Here is a 23,123-nt window from a genome sequence, read left to right on the forward strand (position 1 = left end):
CGTGTTCGGGGCTGGCGGGTCGTAACAAGCGCTTGCCCGCACCGCAAGTCGAAGCGGCCCCGGCGGAATCAGCGCGTCGTCGCCCCCACCACCCGGCGCAGGGCCCACGCCGTGCCGGCGCCGTAGGCGAGGTGGGCGAGGAGCGCCTTCACGTGGACGCCCGGCGGATAGCGGTTGGGCCACGACGCGATCCGCAGCAGCGGCAGGATGCCGTTGTCGTTCACCGCCCAGACCAGCGCACCGAAGGCGAGCCCCTGGCCGATCGTCGGCCGGGGCAGCACCAGCGACAGCAGGCCGCCCCAGACGGCGCCGACGCCGAAGTGGACGAGGTTGCCCGCCTGCTTCTTCTGCGCCTTGCTCAGCGAACGACGGCCGAGTCCCCGGGCGATCCGGCGGGCGGTGGTCTCGGTGGCGGGCTCGCCCTTCGCCTCGGGCTCCGGCGGATACTCCGGCTTCTTGCGGGGCTGCGGCCCCTCGGGGATGGAAAGGCGCGGCACCAGCCGGGTCTGCGCCGCGGTCATCACCGCGGTGCCCGCCAGACCGGCGAGCACGCCCTCGCCGACGAGGGCCCAGGGCGGCAGCGTGCTGCGACGGTTGCGGAAGCGTTCGAGCTCCATCGGAAACCTCCCTCGCCCAAGGGTAGGGATCCGACCCGTTCGTGGACTACGCCCTGCCGGCGCCGGTGCGGATGCTCGCCGGATGGACCTGGGAGGCTGGGAGGAATGGGGCCGGCTGCTGGCTGCGGTGGGGGCCGGCGGCGCGCTCGGCCTGCGGGCGGAGCTGCAGGCCCGGCCGGCGGGGCTGCGCACCCACATCCTCGTCGCCGTCGGCTCCGCGGTCTTCTGCCTCACCGCCGGGCCCTTCCTCGACGACGACTTCAGCGATCCGCTCCGCGCGCTGCAGGGCGTCGCCTCCGGCATCGGCCTCGTCGCCGCCGCCACCGTGCTCAAGCGCGAGCGTGGGGTCTCGGGCCTCACCACCGCCGCCTCGATCTGGCTCGCTGCGGCGCTCGGTTGCGACGCCGCGCTGGGCAGACCGCTGCGCGCCTTCGTGCTCGGCGTGCTCTTCGCCGCCTTGAGCCAGCTGCTGCGGGTGGTGGAGCGGCGCTGGCTCGGGCACGACCGCGACAGCCCGCCCTGAAAACGAAGCGGGGCCCCGCCGTTTCGGCAGGGCCTCGTCACGCTGCTGCGATCAGGCCGCCTGCGCCGCGTCCTTCTGCTCGGTGGCTGCTGCCGCCGGGGCCTTGCGGGCCGACTTCGGCTTTGCGTTCCAGATCCGCAGGCAGAGCAGCGCGCCGAGGATCGCGAAGGGAGCGAGGAAGAGCGGCCAATAGCTCCAGCTCCGCGAGGTGAGGAAGCCGAGGGCGAGCGACTGCACCGCGGTGCCGAGGTAGACGAAGCCGTCGATCACGCCGGTGGCGGTGGCGGCGGCGCGGCGTCCGCCGAAGTCCATGGTGGCGGTGCCCGAGAGCAGGCCGTGCACGCCGATCACCGAGAGGCTGAGGAGGAAGACCAGCGCGCCCAGCCACCAGGGGCTGATCGGCAGCACCGGCTGCGCGGCGAGCTTGCGGCCGTCGCCGGCGCGCATCACCGGGGCGGGATCGGGAAGATCGAGCGCGAGCCTCTCGCCGCCGCGGAGCACGGTGGCAGCGATCACGCCCGGGGCAGCCGTCGCGCCGGGGGCGATCCTGCTCGAGCAGGTGCAGGCCGCCGCATCCCAGCCGGAGTCGGTGCACTGCGCGGGGACGCAGGCCACCGCGCTGCGCACGTCGGCCCAGCCCGCGACCTCCTGCCCTGCGATCGCGAGGATCCTGTCGCCGGCGACGAGGCCGCTCTTCGGATCGGCGCTGCCCACCTCGTTGGTCGCAGGGGCGAGGGCGAAGATCATCCCGATCGTGCAGAGGGCGAGGAAGAAGTAGAGCCCCGCGGCGGCGGGGCCACGGCGGCTCTGGAAGAAGAGGTCCGAGACCCAGCCGGCGACGTTGCCGCCGATGACGCCCGCAATGAAGAGCAGGCCGCCCCAGCCGCCCTGGAAGAAGGGGGCGAGGAAGGCGAGGCTCGCCGCCACCGCGAAGGCGCCGCGGCGCCTGCCGCTGGCGTGCGCAGCCAGCAGGCCGGAGACGGCCGCGACACCGAAGCAGGTGAAGAGCAGGCCGAGGTTGTCCCAGGAGCCGCGCATGAAGACGTGCTCCTTCGGCAGCACCCAGACCTCGCTGGCGTAGATCGGGAACCAGTGCATCACGCCGTTGCGGAGCACGCCGGTGCAGAACTCGATCCCGGCCACGGTGAGGATCACCGGGTTGGTCAGGAGGCGGCGGAAGACCTCGCGGGTGGGGAGCGGCGCCGCGTCCTCCTCGCCGGAGGAGGCGTCGCCGGTGTCGAAGTCGGTGAAGCCCGCCTTGCCGGGGCTGTCGCGGAGGAGGAAGAACTCCACCACCGCCATCACGCCGAGAAGGAGCGAGGGCGCGAGGAAGACCACCCACTGGCTGGGCTTGCCCTCCCAGATCTGCGCGGCGGTGCCGAGGAGCCAGCCGTTCACCGTGAAGGCGAGGAAGATGCCCGAGGAGATCATCGTCCCGAAGATCCCCGAGAAGCCGCCGCGCTCGGTGACGTGGAACCAGTGGGCGTTCACCTTGACGATCGAGACCGCGGCGAAGCTCTGGAAGTACATGTTCGCTGCATAGAGCGCGCTGAAGACCAGCAGCAGCGGCGCCTCCGCGGCGCTCCCCGTGGAGAGGACGTGCTGCAGGTAGAGGCCCATGGCGCCGTTCGCCACCATCGAGCCCAAAGCGGCGATGAGCATGCCCCTGCGCCCGCCGAAGCGATCCACCAGTGGCCCGTTGAGCAGGAAGGCCAGCGCGTAGGTGAACGTGCCCGCGCCGAAGATGACGCCGAAGTCCTCCTTGGTCATCAGGTCGCCGAGGGAGGTCTTCGCCACCGTCAGGTTGTAGCGGCCCATGTAGAGCAGCGCGTACGTGAGCCCGAGGGGGAACCAGTTGAGGAAGCGGCGGAGCCGGTAGCCGGCGGGATGGGCGTGCATCGGGGCGGAGGATGCGGCGATCGGGGCTGCGGCCATGCTCGAACTCCTGGCACCGGCGGTCGGGCCGCGCGCAACCTACCCCCGAGACGAGAGGCGGTTCAACAGGGCCCCGCCGCAGGGCCGAGCCGTTCCCGTCCATGCTTGCCGCCGGGCAGATTTCACCGGGAGCGCGCAGGTTGCAACTGCCACATGCAGCAGGAGGGAAATCCAATGGCACGTCGGATCTACGCAGTTCTCGCAGCGGCCTTGCTCGCGGCGCCGCTCGCCGCGTCGGCGCAGGGGCAGGCAGGTCAGGAGCAGCAGGAGCAGCAGAAGCAGCAGCAGCAGGCGGAGAAGCAGGAGAAGCAGAGGTACCAGCAGGAGGTGGCGAAGGCCGATCAGGAACGCCAGAAGGCTGCCGATCAGGCAGGCAGGGAGGCGGACGCCGGTGACGTTCTTGCGCAGCTCCACGAGATCAACCAGCTCGAGATCCAGTCGGCCTCGAAGGCGCTGGAGAAGGCGGAGAGCCCGGAGGTGAAGGAGGCAGCGCAGCAGCTGCTCGTCGACCACCAGCAGCTCGAGCAGCAGATCATGCGGGTGGCGCAGCAGGAGAACATCCAGTTCGACACCGAGGCGAACTTCACCGACGCAGCGATCGACCGCAGCATGAAGCAGGCCCAGCAGGACATGGAGCAGCTGAGCGGCAAGGAGTGGGAGGCGGCGTGGCTCGCCGGGCAGGACGACATGCACCGCTACACCGTCGCGGTGCTCGAGCTCGGCCAGCAGGCGAACATCGAGAGCCAGGCCGTGAAGGATCTCCTCGAGAAGGCCCAGCCCAAGGTCGAGCAGCACCAGGCCACCGCGGAGCGGCTGCTCAAGAGCGAGTTCCAGGTCGCGCAGGAGCAGCCGACGCAGCAGGGCGGCTGATCCCGTCCCCACGCGGACACCGGTTTTGCTAGCTTGCCGCGCCGATGGAAACCGAGATCCTCGAGGTTCGCGAAGGCGCGGCAGGTGAGCGGGCGGTGTCCCGGGCCGCAGCGCTCCTGCGCGCAGGGCGCCTGGTGGCCTTCCCCACCGAGACCGTCTACGGGCTGGGCGCCCTCGCGCTCGAGCCCGGGGCGGTCCGGGGCATCTTCGCGGCCAAGGAGCGGCCGGCGTTCAATCCGCTCATCGTGCACGTGCCCTCGGCAGCGGAGGCGCGGCAGGTGGTGGCGGGCTGGCCCGACGTCGCGGAGCTGCTGGCGCGGGCCTTCTGGCCCGGGCCGCTCACCTTCGTGCTCCCGCGGGCGGCAGGCGTGCCCGACGAGATCACCGCCGGCCTTCCCGCCGTGGCGGTGCGCGCCCCGGCCCATCCCGTCGCCCAGCGGCTCCTCGCTGCGGTGGGCGCCCCCATCGCCGCCCCCAGCGCCAACCGCTACACCACCATCTCCCCCACCACCGCCGAGCACGTGCGCAAGAGCCTCGGCGGCAGGATCGACGCCATCCTCGACGGCGGCGCCACCCCCGTGGGCATCGAGTCGACCGTGCTCGACCTCACCGGCCCCGTGCCCGTGCTCCTCCGCCCCGGCGCCGTCTCCCGCGACGAGATCGCCGCCGTCGTCGGCAGGGTCGAGCTGCGCGGCGAGGGCCCCGCCGAAGGCGCGGCCCGTCCCTCACCGGGCCTGGTCAAACGCCACTATGCCCCCGACGCCCGCGTCACCCTCTTCGCCCCGGGCCACCTGCCCGGCGTGCCGGCGGATGCCCGCGTCGGCGTCATCGCCCGCCACGCCCAGCCGCTGGGGGTGGAGGTGGCCACCTGGCTTCACCTCCCCGACGAGCCCGCAGGCTTCGCCCGCCAGATCTACGGCGCCCTCCACGCGCTGGAGGACGCCCGGGTGACCGACGTCTTCCTCGAGGAGACGCCTGCTGACCCCGCGTGGGCCGGCGTCCGCGACAGGCTCCAGCGCGCTGCGGGCTGATCGCCCGCGCCACCAACGGCTGCCTCGGGAACGGCACGTCACCGTGCCGCTGTCGAAGCAGCGATGACCGCATGTAGATGGCACCTGCGTGCGGATCACCCACTTCTCGGTGCAGGGCAACCACCTCCACCTCATCGTCGAGGCGAGCGGGGCGGCGGCGCTCTCCAGCGCGATGCAGGGGCTGGCGATCCGGATGGCGAAGGGGATCAACAAGCTGATGGGGCGGGCAGGGAAGGTCTTCGCCGATCGCTTCCATGCCCACGCCCTGGGCTCGCCGACGGAGGCGCGGAACGCGATCGACTACGTGCTCGGCAACGCGCGCATCCACGCGGCGCGGCAGGGGCGGGTGGGGCACACGGGGCCGGACCGCTTCGCCGCTGCGCCGGCGCAGCTCGAGGGCGCGCACGCCTTCTGGCGTTCCTTCGACGACGGCGGCCCGCCGATCGCGAAGCCGCGGAGCTGGCTGCTGCAGCATGGATGGAAGCTGGCGAAGCAGCGGCGCGGCGCGCCGGCCTTCGCCTTCCCCTGAAAATAGATGACGCCGCGCCACCCGATGAGCGGGAGGTGGCGCGGCGTCGGATTCCGTCACCGGGGACGGAAATTGGCTGGGGCGGCGGAGGCCGCCCCCGCCATCAGTAGCGAATGATCTGGTACCCCTCCGCCACCAGCCTGGCGAGCTCGTCGATCCCGTTGGGCACCACCGCCACCTGCGGGCTCGTCTTCTTCGGGTCGATGTCGAATTTCTTCAGCGCCTGGCCGCACGCGACCATGCGGACGCCGCCTTCCTTCGCGGCGCGGGCGTGCGCGCGCACGCTCTCGGGCACGGCCGAGACCGACGGATCGAGCGCGACCACCGAGCGCCCGTAGGCGAGCCAGACCACGTCCGAGAGGTGCTTGCTCTTCGTCGCCCCGAGGGCGTGGCGGAACGAGCTGGAGAGGGTGCCGATGTCTTCGAGGCCGGTGGTGGCGACGAAGACGAGCTTGCCCTTCTTCGCGGGCTCCGCCGTCTCCGCGGCCTGTGCTGCGAGGGGGAGGGCGGCGACGCCGACGAGCAGGAAGAAGAGAGCGAGGAGCTTTCGCATGGAGCAGATCCTTTCGAGTGGAGAGAGCGATCAGTTCTGGGTACGGAGCACGGGCGGCAGGTCGGTGCCGACCACGCGCCCCTCGCGCGCGACCGCGATGCCGGGGTTGGCGGCGAGATAGCGGCGCACCGCCTCGTGGGCGTCGATGGAGAGGACCTTCGTCTCCTGCGCGCCGGGCATGCGGCAGAGCATGTCGGGCGTGTCGCCCTCCCGCTCGCAGGCGGCGACGGTGTAGAGGCGATCCGGATCGAGGGGCTCGCCGTTCACCTCGATCGCCTGGACGCGCTCGCCCTTCGGCGCGGCGGCACGGAAGCGGACCGTCATGCCGGAGGGGCGCGGGAGCCAGCCGCCGAAGCGCTTCTCGGGGTTGGGCGAGAAGACGTTCTCGAGCTCCTGCTCCCAGAACGCGCGGAGCTGCCTGCCGGTGACCTTGCCGACCTTGAGGTTGGTGACGATCGGGTAGAAGTCCCAGAGGTGCTTCTCGCGCACCGCGCCTGCGGGCAGCGGCGCGCCGAAGCGGAAGCCGTTGGAGAGGCCGATCTCCGCGCCGGTGCCTGCGCGCACCGCGTCGGAGAGGAAGTTGTCGAGGGTGGTCTCCACCACGTCGTAGCGCTCGAGCTGCGCCCCGATGGTGCCGATGGGCTGGTCGAGCTTCGCGCGCAGCGGCTCCAGGGTCGCGTCCACCAGCGCCTTCACCTCGGGCTTCTCGGGGAAGTTCGATGCGGTGAGCTCGATCAGCTCCCAGCGCTTGTCGACGACGACGCCGTCGCGGACGAAGAGATCGAGCCTGCCGAGGAAGGAGCCGAAGGCGCCGGGCTCGACGATCCAGGTGCCGTTCTTCTCGATCGGCTCGTAGGTGCGCTCGTGCGTGTCGCCGGAGAGATGCACGTCGACGCCCGGGACACGCTCCGCCAGCGCCACCGCCTTGGAGAGACCGAGGTGCGTGGCGAGGAGCACCACCTCCGCGCCCTCCTTCTGCCGCACCTGCTGCACCAACTCGGGAAGCTCCGCCGCGCCGTCGTAGGCGAGGCCGGTGCTGTAGGCGGGGGGCTGGCGCTTCGGCACGTCGGGATCGGTATAGCCGACCACGCCGATGCGGACGCCGCCGACCTCCTGCACGTGGTAGGGGTCGAAGATCCGCTCGCCGGTCTCCTGGTCGCGCACGTTGGCGGCGATCCAGGGGTGCTTCGTCTCACCGGTGCGCCGTGCCATCACCTCCGGCCCGTAGGCCACCTCCCAGTTGCCGGGGACCGCCGCGTCGAAGCCAATGGCGTCGAGCGGGCCGACGACCGCCTCGCCCTTCGTCATCGCCGCTGCGGCCGAGCCCTGGAAGGTATCGCCAGCGTCGAGGACGAGGACCTCGCCGTTTCGCTCCGCGCGGATCCGATCGATCGCGGTGGCGACCCGGGCGAAGCCACCCGCCATCTCGACCCGCTCCTCGCCGTCGTGCCAGAAGCGCTCGAGATGCGGCTCGAGCTGCGCGTGGAGATCGGCGACGTAGACGATGGTGACCTGCTTCGTCTCGGGCTCCTCGGCGCGCTTCGCGACGGAGGGGGCGGCACAGGAGCTGGCGAAAAGCGTTGCGGCGGTGCTGGCGACGAGCCATCGGTTCATGGGGCTTCCTCTCGTGAAGGCGGGAGAAGGGGCGGGCCGGGGTGGGGTTGCAGTGGCGGTGACACGGCGCCGGTCCGAGGAAGTTCCCTGCGGCGGAAAAAACTTCGGGGGAGGGGCTTGCGGAACCGGGAAGGTTGGTTTCGTTTCCCTGCTCTGCATCGGAGGTATCTTTTGCAGACGAACGACTCGACGATGCAGCCAGCGCAGCCGACCAAACCCCGGGCCTGGGAAGAAGCGCTCTTCGGCATGCGGACCGCGGAGCTGGGCAAGGTCGTGCCCGGCGTTCTCCTCGCCCTCGGCATCGCGATCGGGGCGAGCTTCCTCGCCGACGCGCTCGGCGCCGCGGTGCTCCGCTTCCAGGGCCTCGATCCCGCGGGGCGGGGCAGCCCGATCTCCGCCATCTCGGTGGCGGTGGTCCTCGGCCTGATCCTGGCCAACGTGGTCGATCTGCCCAAGATCTTCGGCGCGGGCCTCGGCTTCTCGGTGAAGAAGATCCTCCGCCTCGGGATCATCCTCGTCGGCATCAAGCTCTCGGTGATCGACGTGCTCCAGGTCGGCGCCATCGGCATCCCGATCGTGGTGGCGCTCGTCCTCTTCGCCCTCGCCGCCACCTTGTGGATCGCGAAGCGCGCGGGCCTGAGCAACCAGCTCGGCTCCCTGGCAGCGGCCTCGACGGCGATCTGCGGGATCACCGCCACCGTCGCCATCGCGCCGAGCATCGAGGCGGACGACAAGGAGGTCGCCTACACGGTGGCCAACGTCACCCTCTTCGGCCTCTTCGGGATGCTCGCCTACCCCTACCTCGCCCACTTCCTCTTCGGCGACGCCTCGTCCTCCGCGGGCCTCTTCCTCGGCACCGCCATCCACGACACCTCGCAGGTGATGGGCGCGGCCCTCTCCTACAAGGAGGTCTTCGCGGACGAGCGGGCGATGCAGGTGGCGACGGTGGCCAAGCTCACCCGCAACGCGCTCCTGGTGGCGGTGGTGCCCTTCCTCGCCTTCCTCCACGCCAGGCGCGCGGGCCACGCCGGCAAAAAGGTGCCGCTCGCGAAGCTCTTTCCGGTCTTCGTCCTCGGCTTCCTCGCCCTCTCGCTCGTCCGCACCCTGGGCGACGTCGGGCTGCAGGGCGGGGGGCTCGCCCTCGGCGCGTGGGACGCGGCGAGCTGGAAGTCGATGGCGAAGTTCATCGGGGAGAAGAGCGCCACGGTCGCCCTCGGCACCGCGCTCGCCGCCGTGGGCCTGACCACGCGGCTCTCGGTCTTCAAGAAGCTGGGGCTGAAGCCCTTCTTCGTGGGGCTCTCCGCCGCGCTCATCGTCGGCGTGGCCGCGCTCGCGCTCGCCGCGCTGGCGGGGCCCTTCGTCGGCTGATCGCTTCGCCGCGCCCCAGGGGCTGCGGCGAAGCGCCAAAAAGAAAAGGCCGATCCGGAGAACCGGATCGGCCTTTCGCACTTTTGGTGGAGCTGAGGGGGATCGAACCCCTGACCTCTAGAGTGCGATTCTAGCGCTCTCCCAGCTGAGCTACAGCCCCAGAACCGCGGCGGAATGACCCGCCTGCGAAGTGGCGCGGAACCTATAGATCCACCCCGTAGGTGTCAAGGCGCTTTCTTCCGCGATCCAGCTTTTTCTTCGGCACCACACCGCCGCGCAGCGGCCGCCCAGGGGCCACCTCGATCTCACAACGGGTGCGAGATGTCGGTGCGCGTAGGCGTTCGATTGGGCAGCCGTTCAATTGACAGCCCACCCCTCCGCTGCTAGGTACAAGTTCTCGCTTTTTGCAGTCTTTTTCGCGCCGACGCCCACCAAGACGGGCCCGGGTGTGGTCCCGAAAAATGGCCGACAAGAATTCCGCTCCGAAGCCCACGCCTGCAGAGCTGGCTGCCCTCGAACACGCCTTTGCGTCGGATCCCGCCTCCGATGCCCATCTCGCCCTCGCCGACGCCTATCTCTCGATGGGCCGCTTCATGGAAGCGATGGTGGTGGCGAAGAAGGGCGTGCGCGCGCATCCCGACAAGCCGGAGGGCCGCGTCCTCCTCGCCCGGGTCTACGCCGCGCAGAACAAGGACAAGAAGGCCCTCGACGAGATCAAGCCCGCGCTCGAGATCGAGCCGGCCCACGAGGCGGCGTTGCGCCTCGCGGTGGATCTCTTCGTCCGCGGCGGCGACCGCCCCGCAGCCGAGATCGCGGTGCGCGTCGCTGCCGATGCGGCGCCCGGTGATGCTGCCGTCGCAGCGATCGCAGCCGAGTACGACCTGCCGCTTCCCCAGGCCCCCGTGGTGGAGGAGCCGCCGGCGCCCGCACCGGAGCCGGTGGCCGCCGCGCCCGCGGAGAGCACCCCGGCAGCTCCGCCGGTGCTCGCGCCGGTGCTCGCGCCGGTCTCCGCGGCGCCGCCCGTGCTCCCGCCGCAGGAGGCTCCCGCCGCCCCTCCGGTGGAGGTGGTGAAGTTCGCCGCGCCTGCCCCCGCGCCGGTCCAGCAGGCGCCGGCCCCCGCTCCTGCTCCCGCGCCGGTCGTGTTCGACACCCGCCGCTGGGAGGAGGACGAGGACGAGGAGCCGCGCGCCTCCGCCCAGAGCGCGAAGCGCGGGCTGGTCAGCCTCGTGGTCACCGTGGTCGTGCTGGTGATCGGCCTCGGCGGCTGGTTCGGGTACACCCGCTGGCGGGCCGAGCGCGATCGCGAGATCGAGAAGCTCCTCACCAGGACCAACGACGAGATCCGCAAGGACACCTACGCCTCCTACAAGGACGCGAGCGAGGCCGCCGCGGAGATCCTCGAGCTCGAGCCAGACAACTACGTGGCCCACGCCTACCTGGCGTACATCGCCGCGCTGCGCTGGGGCGAGCAGGGCGAGGGCGACGATTTCAAGCGCCGCGCGCTGCAGCATCTCGAGGACGCCCGCGACGCCGGCGAGGACCACAGCCGTATCCTCGCCGCCGACGCCTACGTGCGCTTCTTCTCCGGCGAGGCGAAGCAGGCGGAGGAGGAGCTCGAGAAGGTCCTCTCCCAGCAGAAGTCCGGCCTGCTCTACACCACCCTCGGCATCATCCAGATGTGGAGCGGCGAGCTGGACAGGGCGGCGCTCAGCCTCAAGGAGGCGCAGAAGCTCGAGCCCAACAGCGTGCGCGTCCTCGCGGCGCTGGGCCAGCTCAACCGCCGTCGCGGCATGGACGGCGACGCCTGGACCCTCTACGACACCGCGCTGCGCATCGACAAGGAGCACGCCGACTCGCTCCTCGGCAAGGCGCTGCTCATCCTCGACGCCAACGAGGCCGACATGGCCCGCGCCGATCGCGACCGCCTCCTCGAGGAGGCCGGCGCGCAGATCGGCAAGGTCCTCGGCCTGCCCGACGGCGCGATCTCGGCCCGGCAGCTGGCGCTCGCGAAGTTCGCGAAGGCGCAGCTCCTCTTCGCGCAGGGCAAGCGCCCCGAGGGGCAGAAGCTCGAGGAGGAGGCCTTCACCCTCGATCCGAGCAACCCCGACACCCGCCTGATGCGGGGCCGGCGGCTGCTGCGCGACGGGGAGATCGATCGGGCCGTCGCGGAGATCCGCGAGGCGATCAAGATCGATGACCGCCGCGCCTCCTTCTACGTCGATCTCTCCAGGGCGCTCCTCGCGAAGCAGGGTGGGGCGAAGGAGGCGGTCTCCGCGCTCCAGACCGCCCTCGAGACCTTCCCGAAGAGCAGCCGGATCCACGTGCTCCTCGGCGACGCCTGGCGCGCCGTCCCCGACATCGACAAGGCCCGCGCCTCCTACGAGAAGGCGATCGAGGTCGACGGGGGCAAGATGCCCGAGGCCCGCGCCAAGCTCGGCCAGATCTGGCGGGAGAAGCGCGAGTTCGCCAAGGCCCGCGAGGAGCTCGAGAAGGCGCTGCAGGAGTTCGGCCTGGCGGCGACCGGCCCGAACCTCGCGCTCGCCCTCACCGAGCTGGGCCGCGTCCTCGAGGAGGGCCCCAGTCCCGACCTGACCGCGGCGTTCGAGCGCTACGCACGGGCGACCCGGATCTCCGAGACCTACGCGCCGCCCTACTACTTCCTCGGGCGGATGTCCGCAGCTGCGGGCCAGCGCGACCGCGACCAGCGCAAGCAGGCGGTCGACGCGCTGGAGATGTACCTGAAGCTCGATCCCCGCGGCAGCAACGCGGACGACGCCCGCACGCTGCTCGCGCGGATGCGCTGAGGTAGCAGCCAGCCCGGGCCTGCCGATGGGCGGGCCCGGGGCCTTCCGGGACCCGGAAAAGAAAAGCGGCCGAGGCAGCACCGGAAGGTGCGCATCGGCCGCTCGTCGTTTCGGTGCCGAAAGAACCCGGGCTCAGAAGTCCTCGTCGGACTCCTCTTCGTCGCCGCCGAGGTCTTCTTCCTCGTCGCTCTCGAAGCCCTCGTCCTCCTCGACACCCTCCTCGCGCTCCTCGGATTCCTCCTGGTTGCGGGGCTTGGGCGCCGCTGCAGCCGCCGCGGCAGCTGCCTTCTTCGACACCTTGGGCGGCTCCTTGAGAGCCGGGCTCTCGCGCTGATCCGCGCCGCACTTCGGGCAGATCGGAGCGGGCTTCTTCAAGTCGTAGAACTTGGTCTCGCACTTCCAACAGCTGTGCCGGGTGCCGAGATCTCTCGCTGGGCTCATGGATGGCTTCCCCTGCGTGCGCGCACGAAAAGTCGGTGTGGCCGCTTACGGCACGGGATCCAACAAGTCAAGGACAACCCCTCCTCCCCGGCGGCGCTTCGTGTACTATCCGCGCCATGCGTTTTGCCTGTGAGTCCTGCCTGACGCGCTACACCCTGGCCGACGAGAAGGTGCAGGGTCGGGTCCTCAAGATCCGCTGCAAGAATTGCGGCACCGTGATGGTGGTGCGCGATCCGGCCCTTGCCCAGCCCGAGCCCGCGACCTTCGGCGACGAGGCCACCCGGACCCTCTCCGCCTCGGAGGCGATGCGGCTGGCGGCTGCAGCAGGCGCCGCTGCGCCCAGCGCCTTCGACCAGGTCGGCGGCCCGCCGGCGGAGCCTGCTTGGGACGAGCAGGCCACCCGGACCATGGACGCCGCCGAGGCGCAGCGTCTCGCCAGGGCCGAGGAGCCCGGCGCCGAATGGTACGCGATGCGCAACGGCGAGCAGCTCGGGCCGATGTCCCGGGACGAGCTCGCGATGGAGCTCGCGAGCGGCGGCCTCACCGCGCGCAACTACGTCTGGCGCGAGGGGATGGGAGATTGGCAGCGGCTCGAGGGCGTCGACGAGCTGGTTGCGCTCCTCCCCGCAGCGACGGCACCTGCCGCGGCGCTGCCCGTCGCCGCGGAGGAGCCGCCGGTGGAGGAGGCGCCGCCGGTGGAGGAGGGGCCGCTCGATCCCGCGGCGCTCTTCTCCGGCAACGAGACCGAGTCGACGCCGGCGGAGCCCACCCCTGCAGTCCCAGCGCCCGCGGCGGCCCCGAAGCCGAGTGCCCCAGCGGCGCCGGGCTGGACCATGGCCGACGCCGGCGCCCCGCGCGCAGCGCCGGGCCGGGCAGCGACCGCCACCGCGCCGGCGAAGGAGGGCACCGGCTCCAGCCGCGTGGTGCGCCTCGTCGCCGCCGGCGTGATTCTCGCTGCGCTCTTCGCCGCGGCCGCCTTCTTCCTGCTGCCGGCTGCGCCTGCGTCTGCGCCGGCGCCTTCGGAGGCCACCGGCGCGGCGGCGACGGGAAGCGGCCCGGTGCGGCTCGGCGCGATCGACCTGCCCGCCGGCGCCTCCCTCGCCGGCAACGCGGTGCGCTCCGCCCTGGCCACCCGCCTGCCGGGCTACTCGCGCTGCGTGCTCGATCACACCTCCACCGGCAACCGCCCCGGCAGCGTCACCGTCCGTGCGGTGGTGGCGCCCACCGGCGTGGTCACCACCGCCTCGGTCGCCGACGGCGGCGGGGAGCTCGGTGTCTGCCTCGCCGATCGCACCCGCGACGTCCGCTTCCCCGCCTTCGAGGGCGAGCCCCTCGAGCTCACGGTGCCGCTCGTCATCGCCGGCAAGTGACGCTTCGCGAGGCGCTGGCGCATCGGGCGAGCAGGGCTACCTGAACCCCGCGCGGCGCGGCGGATGGCAGCCCCGTGGTCATCTTGCACCGCGTCATGCCCGCCCTTAGGATGCGCCCCCTCATGCCCGAAGATCTCCAGCACCTCGTCGAGCTCGTCGCCGAGCGGATCCGCGCGTTTCCCGCAGCGGCAGCCCCGCGGCGCGTGCAGCGCCCGCTCCCGACCAACCCCCGGGAGATCGCCCCCTTCATCGACCACACCCTGCTGCGCGCCGACGCCACCGCGGCGGAGGTGGAGACGCTCTGCGCCGAGGCGGCGCGGCACGGCTTCGCCACCGTCTGCGTCAACGGCTCGCAGGTGGAGCGCGCCGCCAGGGCCCTCGCCGGCAGCGAGGTGAAGCCGATCGCCGTGGTGGGCTTTCCCCTGGGGGCCATGACCCCGGAGGCCAAGGCCTTCGAGACCGCGGACGCGGTGCGGCGGGGCGCCCGCGAGATCGACATGGTGGTCCACGTCGGCGCGCTCAAATCCCGGGACTACGCCACCGTCCACCGCGACATCGCGGCGGTGGTGGCAGCGGCGCGGCCCTGGCCGGTGAAGGTGATCCTCGAGACCTCGCTCCTCGACGACGAGCAGAAGCTCCTGGCCTGCGCCCTCTCCAAGGCTGCAGGCGCCGCCTTCGTGAAGACCTCCACGGGCTTCGGCGGCGGCGGCGCCACCGAGGCGGACGTGGCGCTGCTGCGCAGGGCGGTCGGCGACGACCTCGGCGTCAAGGCCTCCGGCGGCGTCCGCACCGCCGAGGATGCGATGCGGATGCTCCGCGCCGGCGCCGACCGGATCGGCGCCTCGGCGTCGGTGGCGATCGTCGAGGGAACGCTGCCCGAGGGCGGCGGTTACTGACGGGCAAACGCCGGAAATGAAGCCGGACGCCGGGCCGTTCGGCACGAAAGCAGCCCGCCGAGCGATCGATCGGCGCGCCTCCCGACATGGGCAGGTGTGCCGTTGAGCGGCAAGGCCCTGCGTGGTACCCGAGGAGCGATGCGCGCCTACGAGCTGATCAAGCGGAAGAGGGACGGCGGTCGGCTCGAGCCTGCCGAGATCGCCTCCTTCATCGCGGCCTATACGAGCGGCGAGGTTCCCGACTACCAGGCGGCGGCGATGGCGATGGCCATCTTCTTCCGCGGCCTGGACGAGGCGGAGCTCGGCGCCTGGACCCGCGCCATGCTCGAGAGCGGCGACGTCCTCGATCTCTCCGATATCCCGGGCGTGAAGGTGGACAAGCACTCCACCGGCGGCGTCGGCGACAAGATCTCCATCCCCCTGGTGCCGCTGGTCGTCGCCTGCGGGGTGAAGGTGCCGATGATGGCGGGGCGCGGCCTCGGCCACACCGGCGGCACCATCGACAAGCTGGAATCGATCAGCGGCTTCCGGGTCGACGTGGGCGTTGAGGAGTTCCGCCGGCTCGTCCGCGAGATCGGCGTCGGGCTCATCGGCCAGACCGAGCGCCTCGCCCCTGCGGATCGCAAGCTCTACGCCCTGCGCGACGCCACCGCGACGGTGGAGTCGATCCCGCTCATCGCCTCCTCGATCATGTCCAAGAAGCTGGCGGAAGGCGCCGACGCCCTCGTCCTCGACGTGAAGGTGGGGCAGGGCGCCTTCATGAAGACGCAGGATCAGGCCCGCCTGCTCGCGCAGACCATGGTCGGCATCGGCAAGGAGATGGGCCGGCAGGTGGTGGCCCGCCTCACCGACATGCACGAGCCCCTGGGCACCACGGTGGGCAACGCCCTCGAGATCATGGAGTCGATCGAGATCCTCCGGGGCAGCGGCCCGAAGGACACCACCGCGCTCACCCTCGAGCTCGGCGCGGAGATGCTCGTTCTGGCCGGGGTTGCCGAGGATTTCGACGACGCCCGCGAGAGGCTGCGGGCCGCCGTCGCCGACGGCAGCGGCCTCGCCGCCTTCCGCCGGATGGTCGAGGCGCAGGGGGGCGACCCCGGGCAGATCGACGACCCGACGCGCCTGCCGAGGGCACCGCACGTCGTGGAGATCCCCTCGCCGCACGCCGGCTTCGTCTCCGACATCCGCGCCGAGGAGATCGGCCACGCAGCCGTGATGCTCGGCGCCGGTCGCGCCCGCAAGGAGGACGCGATCGACCTCGCCGTCGGCTTCGTCCTCCGCAAGAAGATGGGCGACCGGGTGGAGCGGGGTGAAGCGATCGCGCTGGCCCACGTCCGTGATCCGGAGAAGGCGAAGCCCGCGCTCTCGCGCTTCGCCGCTGCGTACGATTTCGCCGGGGAGCCGCCGGCGCCCCGCCCGCTCTTCCTCGAGCGGATCGCCTGAAACGAACGACCCACGGAGAGAACGACATGCCCCTGCTGCTCGCCCTGCTCGCCGTCCTCATCGCCCTGCCCGCGGCAGCGGCCGAAGTGCCGAAGAAGTGGCACGCGTCGATGCAGGAGCAGATGCTCCGGGATCAGAAGCTCGTCCAGACCCTCACCGGCGACATCGACGGCGACGGCAAGGAGGAGTGGATCTCCGTCGGCGAGCCCACCGGCAAGCTCGCCAACAACGTCTCGATCGCCATCTTCGAGCCGGCGAAGGGCAAGCAGCCCCCGAAGCTCCGCTTCGCGCAGCGCCTGCAGGGCAAGGGGCTAGAGCGCGCCGGCGCGGTGGTGAGGAAGATCTCGCCCATCGGCAACGGCGTGGTGCTGGTCGGCGCCGCGCCCTCGCAGGTCGGCGACAGCGACTTCACCCTCCAGATCTACGGCTGGAACGGGAAGATGTTCCGGCCGCTTGTGCCCGAGATCATCGACTTCCGCAGCCAGGGCGGCTTCTCGATCGAGGACGTCGATCCCTCCACCCCCGGCGACGAGGTGGTGGCCTGGACCTACCTGCGCGGCGATCGCGAGCAGCTCTTCGATCAGCACCACTACGCCTACGTGATCTACCGCTGGGACGGCATCCGCTGGGTCGGTCCGCAGCGCGAGAGCCAGAGCCCCGAGAAGCTGCCGGGCCCCGAGGCTGCAGGCCGCCTCGCCGGCGCGAAGAAGGGCGATCTCCGCCGCCAGATGCCGCGGGTCGCCGAGGTTCCCTGACCATGCAGTCCGAATTGATCGAGCAGCTCGACGCAGTCGCCACGCTCCTTCGCTCCCGCACCGACCTGAGGCCCGACGTGGGCATCATCCTGGGCTCGGGGCTGGGCGCCTTCGCCGATTCCTTCACCGACGCCACCGTGATCCCCTACGAGGAGATCCCGGGCTTTCCCACCTCCAGCGTCCCGGGCCACGCGGGGCGGCTGGTGATCGGCAGGCTCGGCGACGCGGTGGTGGTGGCGATGCAGGGGCGCGTCCACTTCTACGAGGGCTATTCGCCGGCGCAGGTCGCCTTCCCCGCCCGCGTGCTCTGCAGGCTCGGGATCAAGACGCTGGTGGTGACCAATGCAGCCGGCGGGATCCGCCGGGATCTCGCGCCCGGCGACCTGATGCGGATCACCGACCACATCAACCTCGGCACCATGAACCCGCTGCACGGCCCCAACGACGCGCGCCTCGGGCCGCGCTTTCCCGACATGAGCACCGCCTACGACACGACGCTGGGCGGGCTCCTCGACGAGGTGGCGGCTGGGCTCGGCGCCGATCTGCGGGCGGGCGTCTACTGCTTCCTCTCCGGCCCAACCTACGAGACGCCGGCGGAGATCCGCATGCTCCGCGTCCTCGGCGCCGACGCGGTGGGGATGAGCACCGTGCCCGAGGTGATCGCCGCGGCGCACATGGGTGTGCCGGTGGTGGGGATCTCCTGCATCACCAACTTCGCCGCCGGCATCGGCGACAAGCCCCTGAGCCACGAGGAGGTGGCGCAGGTGGCGGAGCAGGTGAAGGATCGCTTCACCGCGCTCCTCTCGGCCTTCCTGCCTGCAGCTGCACGGCACCGGCGCGGCTAACGTCGGGGAGCGAGCAGCGAGCGGCGCCGGAGAATTGCCAGCGGCGCGGCGGGCTTTATGCTCGCCGCCCATGGCAACCCGCAAGAAGACCGCAGCAGCCCCGCGGCGCAAGGCCACGGCGGCTCCCCGCCGGGACACCGCGACGAAGCCCAGGCCCGGCAAGCCCAGCCCGGCGCGGATGGAGCGACTGCTCACCTCCGCGCTCGCGGTGCGGCAGCGGGCCTACGCGCCCTACTCGAAATTCCAGGTGGGCGCCGCCGTCCTCGGCGACGACGGCCGCATCTACGCCGGCTGCAACGTCGAGAACAGCTCCTACGGCCTCTGCCTCTGCGCCGAGCGCAACGCGATGGGGCAGGCGATCGCCCGCGGCGCCACCAAAGTCCTCGCCGCCGCGGTCGTCGCCCCGTCCGCGCGGCCCACGCCGCCCTGCGGCATGTGCCTGCAGTCCTTCGCCGAGCTCGCCGAGGGCGACATCCCCATCCTGCTCGCCAACCCGCAGGGCGATCGGGAGGAGCTGCACCTGGGCGATCTCCTCCCCCACCGCTTCGACCGGAGCTACCTGCCGGGCAAGCGTTAGACGCGGGTGCCCTTCGGCGTGGAGGGCACCGCCGGCGTGGTGGGTGTCCGCCGGGTCTCGAGCCGGTGCGTCTTGCGGTGGATCAGGTGGTCCACGCTGATCGCGCCGCCGCCGAGGATCAGCAACGCCAGCAGCGAGCCGACGTTGACGAGATTGAACTCGAAGCCCGGTCCACCCGGGCCCAGCACGAAGAAGCCGTTGGGCAGGTGCACCACGAGGAGGGCCACCAGCTGCACCACGAAGTTGGCGAGCGCCGAGAGCCTGGTGAAGAAGCCGAGGATCAGGCCGGCGCCACCCACCGTTTCGACCAGGCCCACGAGGCCCACCCAGAAGCTGGCGGGAACGATCCCCATGTCGGTGAAGCCCTGCACCGCTGCCGAGAAGCCGAGCAGCTTGTTCAGACCGTGGGCCAGCAGCATCGGCCCCACCGTGAGCCGCAGCACCAGCGGCGCCGCCACGTAGGCGCGCTCCAGCGCCCAGGCCGCGGTTCGCGAGCGCACGGTGAAGGGGCGCTCTGCACGTGCTTCCGCCATCGGAACCTCCCGGGAATCGTTGGCCTCGAGATCGCAAGCTCTGGATCGGGCGAGGAGCGCGCAAGGCTCGGCGGGACGGGGCGCCGCTTCCCCGCAGGGCAGGTGGGCAGGCAGCCCGCGTGGTAGACCAGAGCGATGGACCAGCTGATCGTCGATGCAACGGTGGTCACTCTCGATCCCGCCCGCCGCATCCTCCACGGCGCCGACGTCCTCGTCCGCGGGGGCCGGATCGAGGCGGTGGGCGGCGGGGCTGCGGCGCAGGCGGCTGCAGGCGCCGAGCGGATCCGGGCGAGCGGCAAGGCGCTCATCCCCGGGCTCGTGCAGGCCCACGTCCACCTCTGCCAGACCCTCTTCCGCAACCGGGCCGACGGCCTCGAGCTCCTCGATTGGCTGCGGCAGCGGATCTGGCCCTTCGAGGCGGCCCACGACGAGCGCTCCCTCGACGCTTCCGCCCGGCTCGGGATCGCCGAGCTGATCCGCGGCGGCACCACCGCGATCCTCGACATGGGCACCGCCCGCCACACCGACGTGATCTTCGAAGCTGCGGAAGGTGCGGGTTTTCGCCTCACCGGCGGCAAGGCCCACATGGATCACGGCGCCGATCTGCCCGCCGGCCTGCGGGAGGCGACCGAGGCGTCGCTGCGGGAGGCGGAGGCGCTCTGCGGGCGCTGGCACGGCAAGGGGCTCGCCCGCTATGCCTTCGCGCCGCGCTTCGTCCTCTCCTGCAGCGACGGGCTGCTGCGGGAGGTGGCGCAGCTCGCACGGCGGCTGGGCGCGCGCCTCCACACCCACGCCAGCGAGAACGCGGCGGAGGGCGAGGCGGTGCGGGAGCGCTTCGGCGCCCCGAACATCGAGGTGCTGCACCGCTTCGGCCTCACCGGCAGCGACGTGGCCCTGGCCCATTGCGTCTGGCCGACCGAGGGGGAGGTGGAGCTCCTGCGCGCGACGGGCAGCCACGTGGTCCACTGCCCCGCGTCCAACCTGAAGCTCGCCAGTGGGATCGCGCCGATCCCCGATTTCCTCGCGCGCGGGATCCACGTGGCCCTCGGCGCCGACGGCGCTCCCTGCAACAACGACCTCGACGCCTTCGTCGAGATGCGTCTCGCGGCGCTGCTCCACAAGCCGCGCTTCGGGCCCGGGGCGATGCCGGCGGCGCAGGTCCTCGAGCTGGCGACGCTGGGTGGCGCCAGGGCCCTCGGCCTCGAAGCGGAGATCGGATCGATCGAGCCGGGCAAGCGCGCCGACCTCGCGCTCGTCGATCTGCAGCGCCTGCACACCACGCCGATTGGCGACGACGTCTGTGGCGCGATCGTCCATGCTGCACGTTCGAGCGACGTCACCGACGTCTGGATCGAGGGGAGGCGGGTGCTGCGGGATCGTGCGCTCACCACCCTCGACGAGGAGCGGATCGTCGCCACCGCCCGATCCGAGTCCGACCGGATCGCGCAGACCCTCTAGCGGAGCGAGTCGATGGATCACGCAGCCCACGGTGCCGGTGGGGCACCCGTCGCAGCAGCGGGCGGATTGTCCGAGCTCTTCGAGACGATCTTCGCCAACCAGACCTTCATGCCCCACGGGCATTGCTATTTCTGGACGCCCTCGCTGCTGTGGCTCCACTTCTCCACCGACCTGCTGATCGGGCTGGCCTACGTCTCGATCTCGATCACGCTGTGGTGGCTGGTGAAGCGGATCAACCTGCCCTTCCACTCGATGTTCCTCGCCTTCGGGCTCTTCATCGCGGCGTGCGGCTTCACCCACTTCATGGCGGTGTGGACGATCTGGGTGCCGAACTACTGGCTCTCCGGCTTCGTCAAGGCGGTGACCGCCATCGCCTCGGTGGCGACGGGCATGCTGCTCTTTCCGCTGATGCCGCGGATCGAGTCGCTGGTGCGTTCCGCGGAGCTGGCGGAAGCCCGCAGGCTGGAGCTGCTCGAGAAGAACAAGAAGCTCGAGGAGCTCTACCGCCACGTGCAGGAGGCGGACGCTGCGCGGGCGCGCTTCTTCGCCAACGTGAGCCACGAGCTGCGCACGCCGCTGGCGCTCATCCTCGGGCCCGCCGAGCGGATGCACGAGACTGCCAGCGACGAGCGGGACCGCCGGGATCTCGAGGTGATCGAGCGCAACGCGAGGACGCTGCTCAAGCACGTGAACGAGCTCCTCGACGTGGCGCGCCTCGAGGCGGGCAAGCTCGCCGCCTCGTTCGCGCGCATCGACCTCGCGCAGCTCGTCCGGATCGCCTCGGCGCATTTCGACGGCCTCGCCGCCGACCGGAAGATCCGGCTGCTGCGCGAGATCCCCGAGGGGCTCGAAGCCGAGGTCGACGCCGACAAGATCGAGCGCGTGGTCCTCAACCTGCTCTCCAACGCGTTCAAAATCGTTCCGGTTGGAGGCACGGTGCGCGTGCGTCTCACCGCGGAGGGCGGTCGCGCCATGGTCGAGGTCGCCGACAGCGGCCCCGGCGTGCCGGTGGAGAAGCGGCAGGCGATCTTCCAGCGCTTCGCCACCGGCGAGAGCGCCGCGACGCGGCAGTACGGGGGCATCGGTCTCGGGCTCGCCATCGCCGAGGAATTCGTGCGGCTCCACGGGGGCAGCATCGAGGTGGGCGACGCGCCCGAGGGCGGCGCGCTCTTCCGCTTCGAGGTGCCGCTGCGGGCCTCGTCGGACGTGGCGGTAGCCGAGGCGGCGGAGGCGCTCGCGGCGCCGGAGGTGCCGGTGGAGCTGCTCGTACCGACGAGCGCCGCCGAGGCGGCGGAGCAGCAGGCGGTCGGGGAGGGCGAGGCGCTCGTCCTCGTCGTGGAGGACAACCCCGACCTGCGCCGCTTCGTCTGCGAGACGCTCAAGGAGCGCTACGGGGTCGTCGTCGCCGCCGACGGCGCCGAGGGGCTCGAGAAGGCGCTCGCGCTTCGGCCCGATCTGGTGGTGAGCGACGTGATGATGCCGCGCATGGGCGGCGACGAGCTGCTCCGGCAGGCGCGGCAGCACCGGGAGCTCGACGGCACCCCCTTCCTTCTGCTCACCGCGAAGGCGGACGAGGAGCTGCGGGCGCGCATGCTTCGCGAAGGGGCCCAGGACTACCTGACCAAGCCCTTCGCCGTGGAGGAGCTCCGCGCCCGGGTGGGCAACCTGGTCGCGATGAAGCGCACCCGCGACAGGCTGCAGCAGGAGCTGGCGAGCCAGCTCGTCGATCTCGAGGCCCTGGCGGCAGAGGTGGGTTTGCGGCGGCGCCAGCTGGAGGAGGCACTCGAGCAGGCCCGCGAGGCGCGGGACCGGGCGGAGGTCGCCGATCAGGCGAAGAGCACCTTCCTCGGCCTCTGCTCCCACGAGCTGCGCACGCCGCTGACCAGCATCGATTTCTACCTGGAGGCGCTGCGGCGGAGGGGGCTCGACGAGCGGCAGGCGACGGTGGTGGAGAAGATCGAGAGCTCCTCGCGCAGGCTCCACGGGCTGATCGAATCGCTGCTCGAATACGTGCGGGTCGAGACCGAGCGCCTCGTGGTGGTCGCCGAGCCGATCGATCTCCGGGCGCTGGCAGCGGACGTACTCGCCGGGCTCGAGCCCGAGGCGCGGGCCCGCTCGCTCGAGCTCCGGCTCGAGAGCGGCGCGCTGCCCACCTTCCACGGCGACGAGCGGATCGTCCGGCGCATCCTCGCCAACCTGGCGGACAACGCCCTGCGCTACACCGAGCGCGGCCTGGTGGAGGTGCGGCTCTCCCGCGAGGCGGAGCTGCAGCGGATCGAGGTGCGCGACACCGGGCCGGGGATCGCCCCCGAGCTGCTCGGGCGGATCTTCGATCCCTTCGTGCAGCTCGAGCCGATCGAGCACAAACACGAGCCGGGCTTCGGCCTCGGGCTCTCGCTGGTGCGGCGGCTGGTCGACGCGCTGGGCGGCACCATCGAGGTGGAGTCGGTGGTCGGCGAGGGGAGCCGCTTCGTGGTGCTGCTGCCCGATGCTTCGAAGCGCTAGGCGGCGGTGGGGAGCTGCGCCAGCAGCTTCTCCAGCGCCTCGACGCGGAAGGGCTTCACCAGGAAGCCCGCGGCCCCTGCGGACTTCGCCGCCTCCTCGACATTGTTCCGGGCGGAGAGGATGAGGACGGGCGTCTTCACGCCGCCTGCGTCGAGGCGGCGCTTCACCTCGAGGCCGTCGATCCCCGGCATCATCAGATCGAGCAGGATCGCGTCGAAGCTGCCGGCCTCCGCCACGCGGAGCCCCTCTACCGCGGATGCGGCGGTGGTCACCTCGTGGTCGAGCTCCAGCACCAGCTCGAGGCTCTCGAGGATCGCCCGGTCGTCGTCGATGATCAGCAGTTTCATTCCGCGGCGCCTGCTTTCCCTCGCCCAATAGTGGGGATCCGGCGGGTCGAATGCCAGATTTCTACGCCGCGGCGTTCGTCGGGGCCCAGACACCCGGAGCGTGGGCCCG

The 23,123-nt window shown here is 71.5% G+C and carries 21 protein-coding genes and 1 tRNA gene; 14 read left to right on the forward strand and 8 right to left on the reverse strand.

Annotated features, from left to right (window positions below):
• Positions 1-68: 68 nt before the first annotated feature.
• Complete coding sequence (locus ACESMR_RS02910; protein ID WP_373044893.1) at positions 69-617, reverse strand: hypothetical protein; 549 nt, start codon at positions 615-617, stop codon at positions 69-71.
• An 82-nt stretch (positions 618-699) separates the two neighbouring features.
• On the opposite strand from ACESMR_RS02910, the gene ACESMR_RS02915 reads away from it, so the two are divergent.
• The gene (locus ACESMR_RS02915) at positions 700-1,140 is read left to right on the forward strand and encodes an MgtC/SapB family protein (RefSeq protein WP_373044894.1); all 441 of its coding nucleotides are present in this window, start codon (positions 700-702) and stop codon (positions 1,138-1,140) included.
• A gap of 51 nt (positions 1,141-1,191) precedes the next feature.
• Here the strand turns inward: ACESMR_RS02915 and ACESMR_RS02920 are convergent, their stop codons facing one another.
• Complete coding sequence (locus ACESMR_RS02920) at positions 1,192-3,075, reverse strand: MFS transporter (protein WP_373044896.1); 1,884 nt, start codon at positions 3,073-3,075, stop codon at positions 1,192-1,194.
• 174 nt (positions 3,076-3,249) lie between these two features.
• Here ACESMR_RS02920 and ACESMR_RS02925 point away from each other — a divergent pair, with 174 nt between their 5' ends.
• The 3 genes from ACESMR_RS02925 to ACESMR_RS02935 all read left to right on the forward strand — a co-directional run bounded on the left by ACESMR_RS02925 (position 3,250) and on the right by ACESMR_RS02935 (position 5,505).
• On the forward strand, positions 3,250-3,945 hold the full coding sequence (locus ACESMR_RS02925) for a DUF4142 domain-containing protein (protein WP_373044898.1): 696 nt from the start codon (positions 3,250-3,252) through the stop codon (positions 3,943-3,945).
• 44 nt (positions 3,946-3,989) lie between these two features.
• Positions 3,990-4,976, forward strand: coding sequence for an L-threonylcarbamoyladenylate synthase (locus ACESMR_RS02930; protein WP_373044900.1), 987 nt, complete (start codon positions 3,990-3,992; stop codon positions 4,974-4,976).
• A gap of 88 nt (positions 4,977-5,064) precedes the next feature.
• Entirely contained in the window at positions 5,065-5,505 is a 441-nt protein-coding gene (locus tag ACESMR_RS02935; protein ID WP_373044902.1) for a hypothetical protein, read from the forward strand.
• A 103-nt stretch (positions 5,506-5,608) separates the two neighbouring features.
• Here the strand turns inward: ACESMR_RS02935 and ACESMR_RS02940 are convergent, their stop codons facing one another.
• Positions 5,609-6,058 carry a DsrE family protein gene (locus ACESMR_RS02940; protein ID WP_373044904.1) on the reverse strand — a complete coding sequence of 150 codons (450 nt, stop codon included), beginning with the start codon at positions 6,056-6,058 and terminating at the stop codon, positions 5,609-5,611.
• A 30-nt stretch (positions 6,059-6,088) separates the two neighbouring features.
• Positions 6,089-7,672: a bifunctional metallophosphatase/5'-nucleotidase gene (locus ACESMR_RS02945; RefSeq protein WP_373044905.1), complete on the reverse strand. Its 1,584-nt coding sequence runs from the start codon at positions 7,670-7,672 to the stop codon at positions 6,089-6,091.
• A gap of 171 nt (positions 7,673-7,843) precedes the next feature.
• On the opposite strand from ACESMR_RS02945, the gene ACESMR_RS02950 reads away from it, so the two are divergent.
• Positions 7,844-9,040, forward strand: a complete 1,197-nt coding sequence (locus ACESMR_RS02950; RefSeq protein ID WP_373044907.1) for a YeiH family protein — start codon at positions 7,844-7,846, stop codon at positions 9,038-9,040.
• An 84-nt stretch (positions 9,041-9,124) separates the two neighbouring features.
• Here the strand turns inward: ACESMR_RS02950 and ACESMR_RS02955 are convergent.
• Positions 9,125-9,200 (reverse strand) — tRNA-Ala (locus tag ACESMR_RS02955).
• A gap of 301 nt (positions 9,201-9,501) precedes the next feature.
• Between ACESMR_RS02955 and ACESMR_RS02960 the strand changes: the two genes are divergently transcribed.
• On the forward strand, positions 9,502-11,844 hold the full coding sequence (locus ACESMR_RS02960; protein ID WP_373044909.1) for a tetratricopeptide repeat protein: 2,343 nt from the start codon (positions 9,502-9,504) through the stop codon (positions 11,842-11,844).
• 132 nt (positions 11,845-11,976) lie between these two features.
• Here the strand turns inward: ACESMR_RS02960 and ACESMR_RS02965 are convergent, their stop codons facing one another.
• On the reverse strand, positions 11,977-12,285 hold the full coding sequence (locus ACESMR_RS02965) for an FYDLN acid domain-containing protein (RefSeq protein WP_373044911.1): 309 nt from the start codon (positions 12,283-12,285) through the stop codon (positions 11,977-11,979).
• 116 nt (positions 12,286-12,401) lie between these two features.
• Here ACESMR_RS02965 and ACESMR_RS02970 point away from each other — a divergent pair, with 116 nt between their 5' ends.
• From ACESMR_RS02970 to ACESMR_RS02995, 6 genes are all read left to right on the forward strand, one after another.
• Complete coding sequence (locus ACESMR_RS02970) at positions 12,402-13,655, forward strand: GYF domain-containing protein (RefSeq protein WP_373044913.1); 1,254 nt, start codon at positions 12,402-12,404, stop codon at positions 13,653-13,655.
• A gap of 122 nt (positions 13,656-13,777) precedes the next feature.
• Positions 13,778-14,551: a deoxyribose-phosphate aldolase gene (gene deoC, locus ACESMR_RS02975; protein WP_373044915.1), complete on the forward strand. Its 774-nt coding sequence runs from the start codon at positions 13,778-13,780 to the stop codon at positions 14,549-14,551.
• Between the two features lie 138 nt (positions 14,552-14,689).
• The gene (locus ACESMR_RS02980; protein ID WP_373044917.1) at positions 14,690-15,994 is read left to right on the forward strand and encodes a thymidine phosphorylase; all 1,305 of its coding nucleotides are present in this window, start codon (positions 14,690-14,692) and stop codon (positions 15,992-15,994) included.
• A 26-nt stretch (positions 15,995-16,020) separates the two neighbouring features.
• Positions 16,021-16,749, forward strand: coding sequence for a hypothetical protein (locus ACESMR_RS02985; RefSeq protein WP_373044918.1), 729 nt, complete (start codon positions 16,021-16,023; stop codon positions 16,747-16,749).
• Between the two features lie 2 nt (positions 16,750-16,751).
• Entirely contained in the window at positions 16,752-17,594 is an 843-nt protein-coding gene (locus tag ACESMR_RS02990) for a purine-nucleoside phosphorylase (protein WP_373044920.1), read from the forward strand.
• A 70-nt stretch (positions 17,595-17,664) separates the two neighbouring features.
• The gene (locus tag ACESMR_RS02995; protein WP_373044921.1) at positions 17,665-18,171 is read left to right on the forward strand and encodes a cytidine deaminase; all 507 of its coding nucleotides are present in this window, start codon (positions 17,665-17,667) and stop codon (positions 18,169-18,171) included.
• Here ACESMR_RS02995 and ACESMR_RS03000 read toward each other — a convergent pair.
• Positions 18,168-18,704 (reverse strand): DoxX family protein, encoded by a 537-nt coding sequence (locus tag ACESMR_RS03000; RefSeq protein WP_373044923.1) that lies wholly within the window; start codon positions 18,702-18,704, stop codon positions 18,168-18,170. The two genes, ACESMR_RS02995 and ACESMR_RS03000, sit on opposite strands and share 4 nt — an antisense overlap.
• Positions 18,705-18,839: 135 nt before the next feature.
• Between ACESMR_RS03000 and ACESMR_RS03005 the strand changes: the two genes are divergently transcribed.
• Both ACESMR_RS03005 and ACESMR_RS03010 read left to right on the forward strand, forming a co-directional pair.
• Entirely contained in the window at positions 18,840-20,162 is a 1,323-nt protein-coding gene (locus tag ACESMR_RS03005; RefSeq protein ID WP_373044925.1) for a 5'-deoxyadenosine deaminase, read from the forward strand.
• Positions 20,163-20,174: 12 nt separating this feature from the next.
• Positions 20,175-22,667: an ATP-binding protein gene (locus ACESMR_RS03010; protein ID WP_373044926.1), complete on the forward strand. Its 2,493-nt coding sequence runs from the start codon at positions 20,175-20,177 to the stop codon at positions 22,665-22,667.
• On the opposite strand, the gene ACESMR_RS03015 is transcribed toward ACESMR_RS03010, so the two are convergent.
• Positions 22,664-23,014, reverse strand: a complete 351-nt coding sequence (locus ACESMR_RS03015; protein ID WP_373044928.1) for a response regulator transcription factor — start codon at positions 23,012-23,014, stop codon at positions 22,664-22,666. The two genes, ACESMR_RS03010 and ACESMR_RS03015, sit on opposite strands and share 4 nt — an antisense overlap.
• Between the last annotated feature and the right edge of the window lie 109 nt (positions 23,015-23,123).

The sequence above is a fragment of the Vulgatibacter sp. genome, assembly GCF_041687135.1.
Classification (GTDB): Bacteria; Myxococcota; Myxococcia; order Myxococcales; family Vulgatibacteraceae; genus JAWLCN01.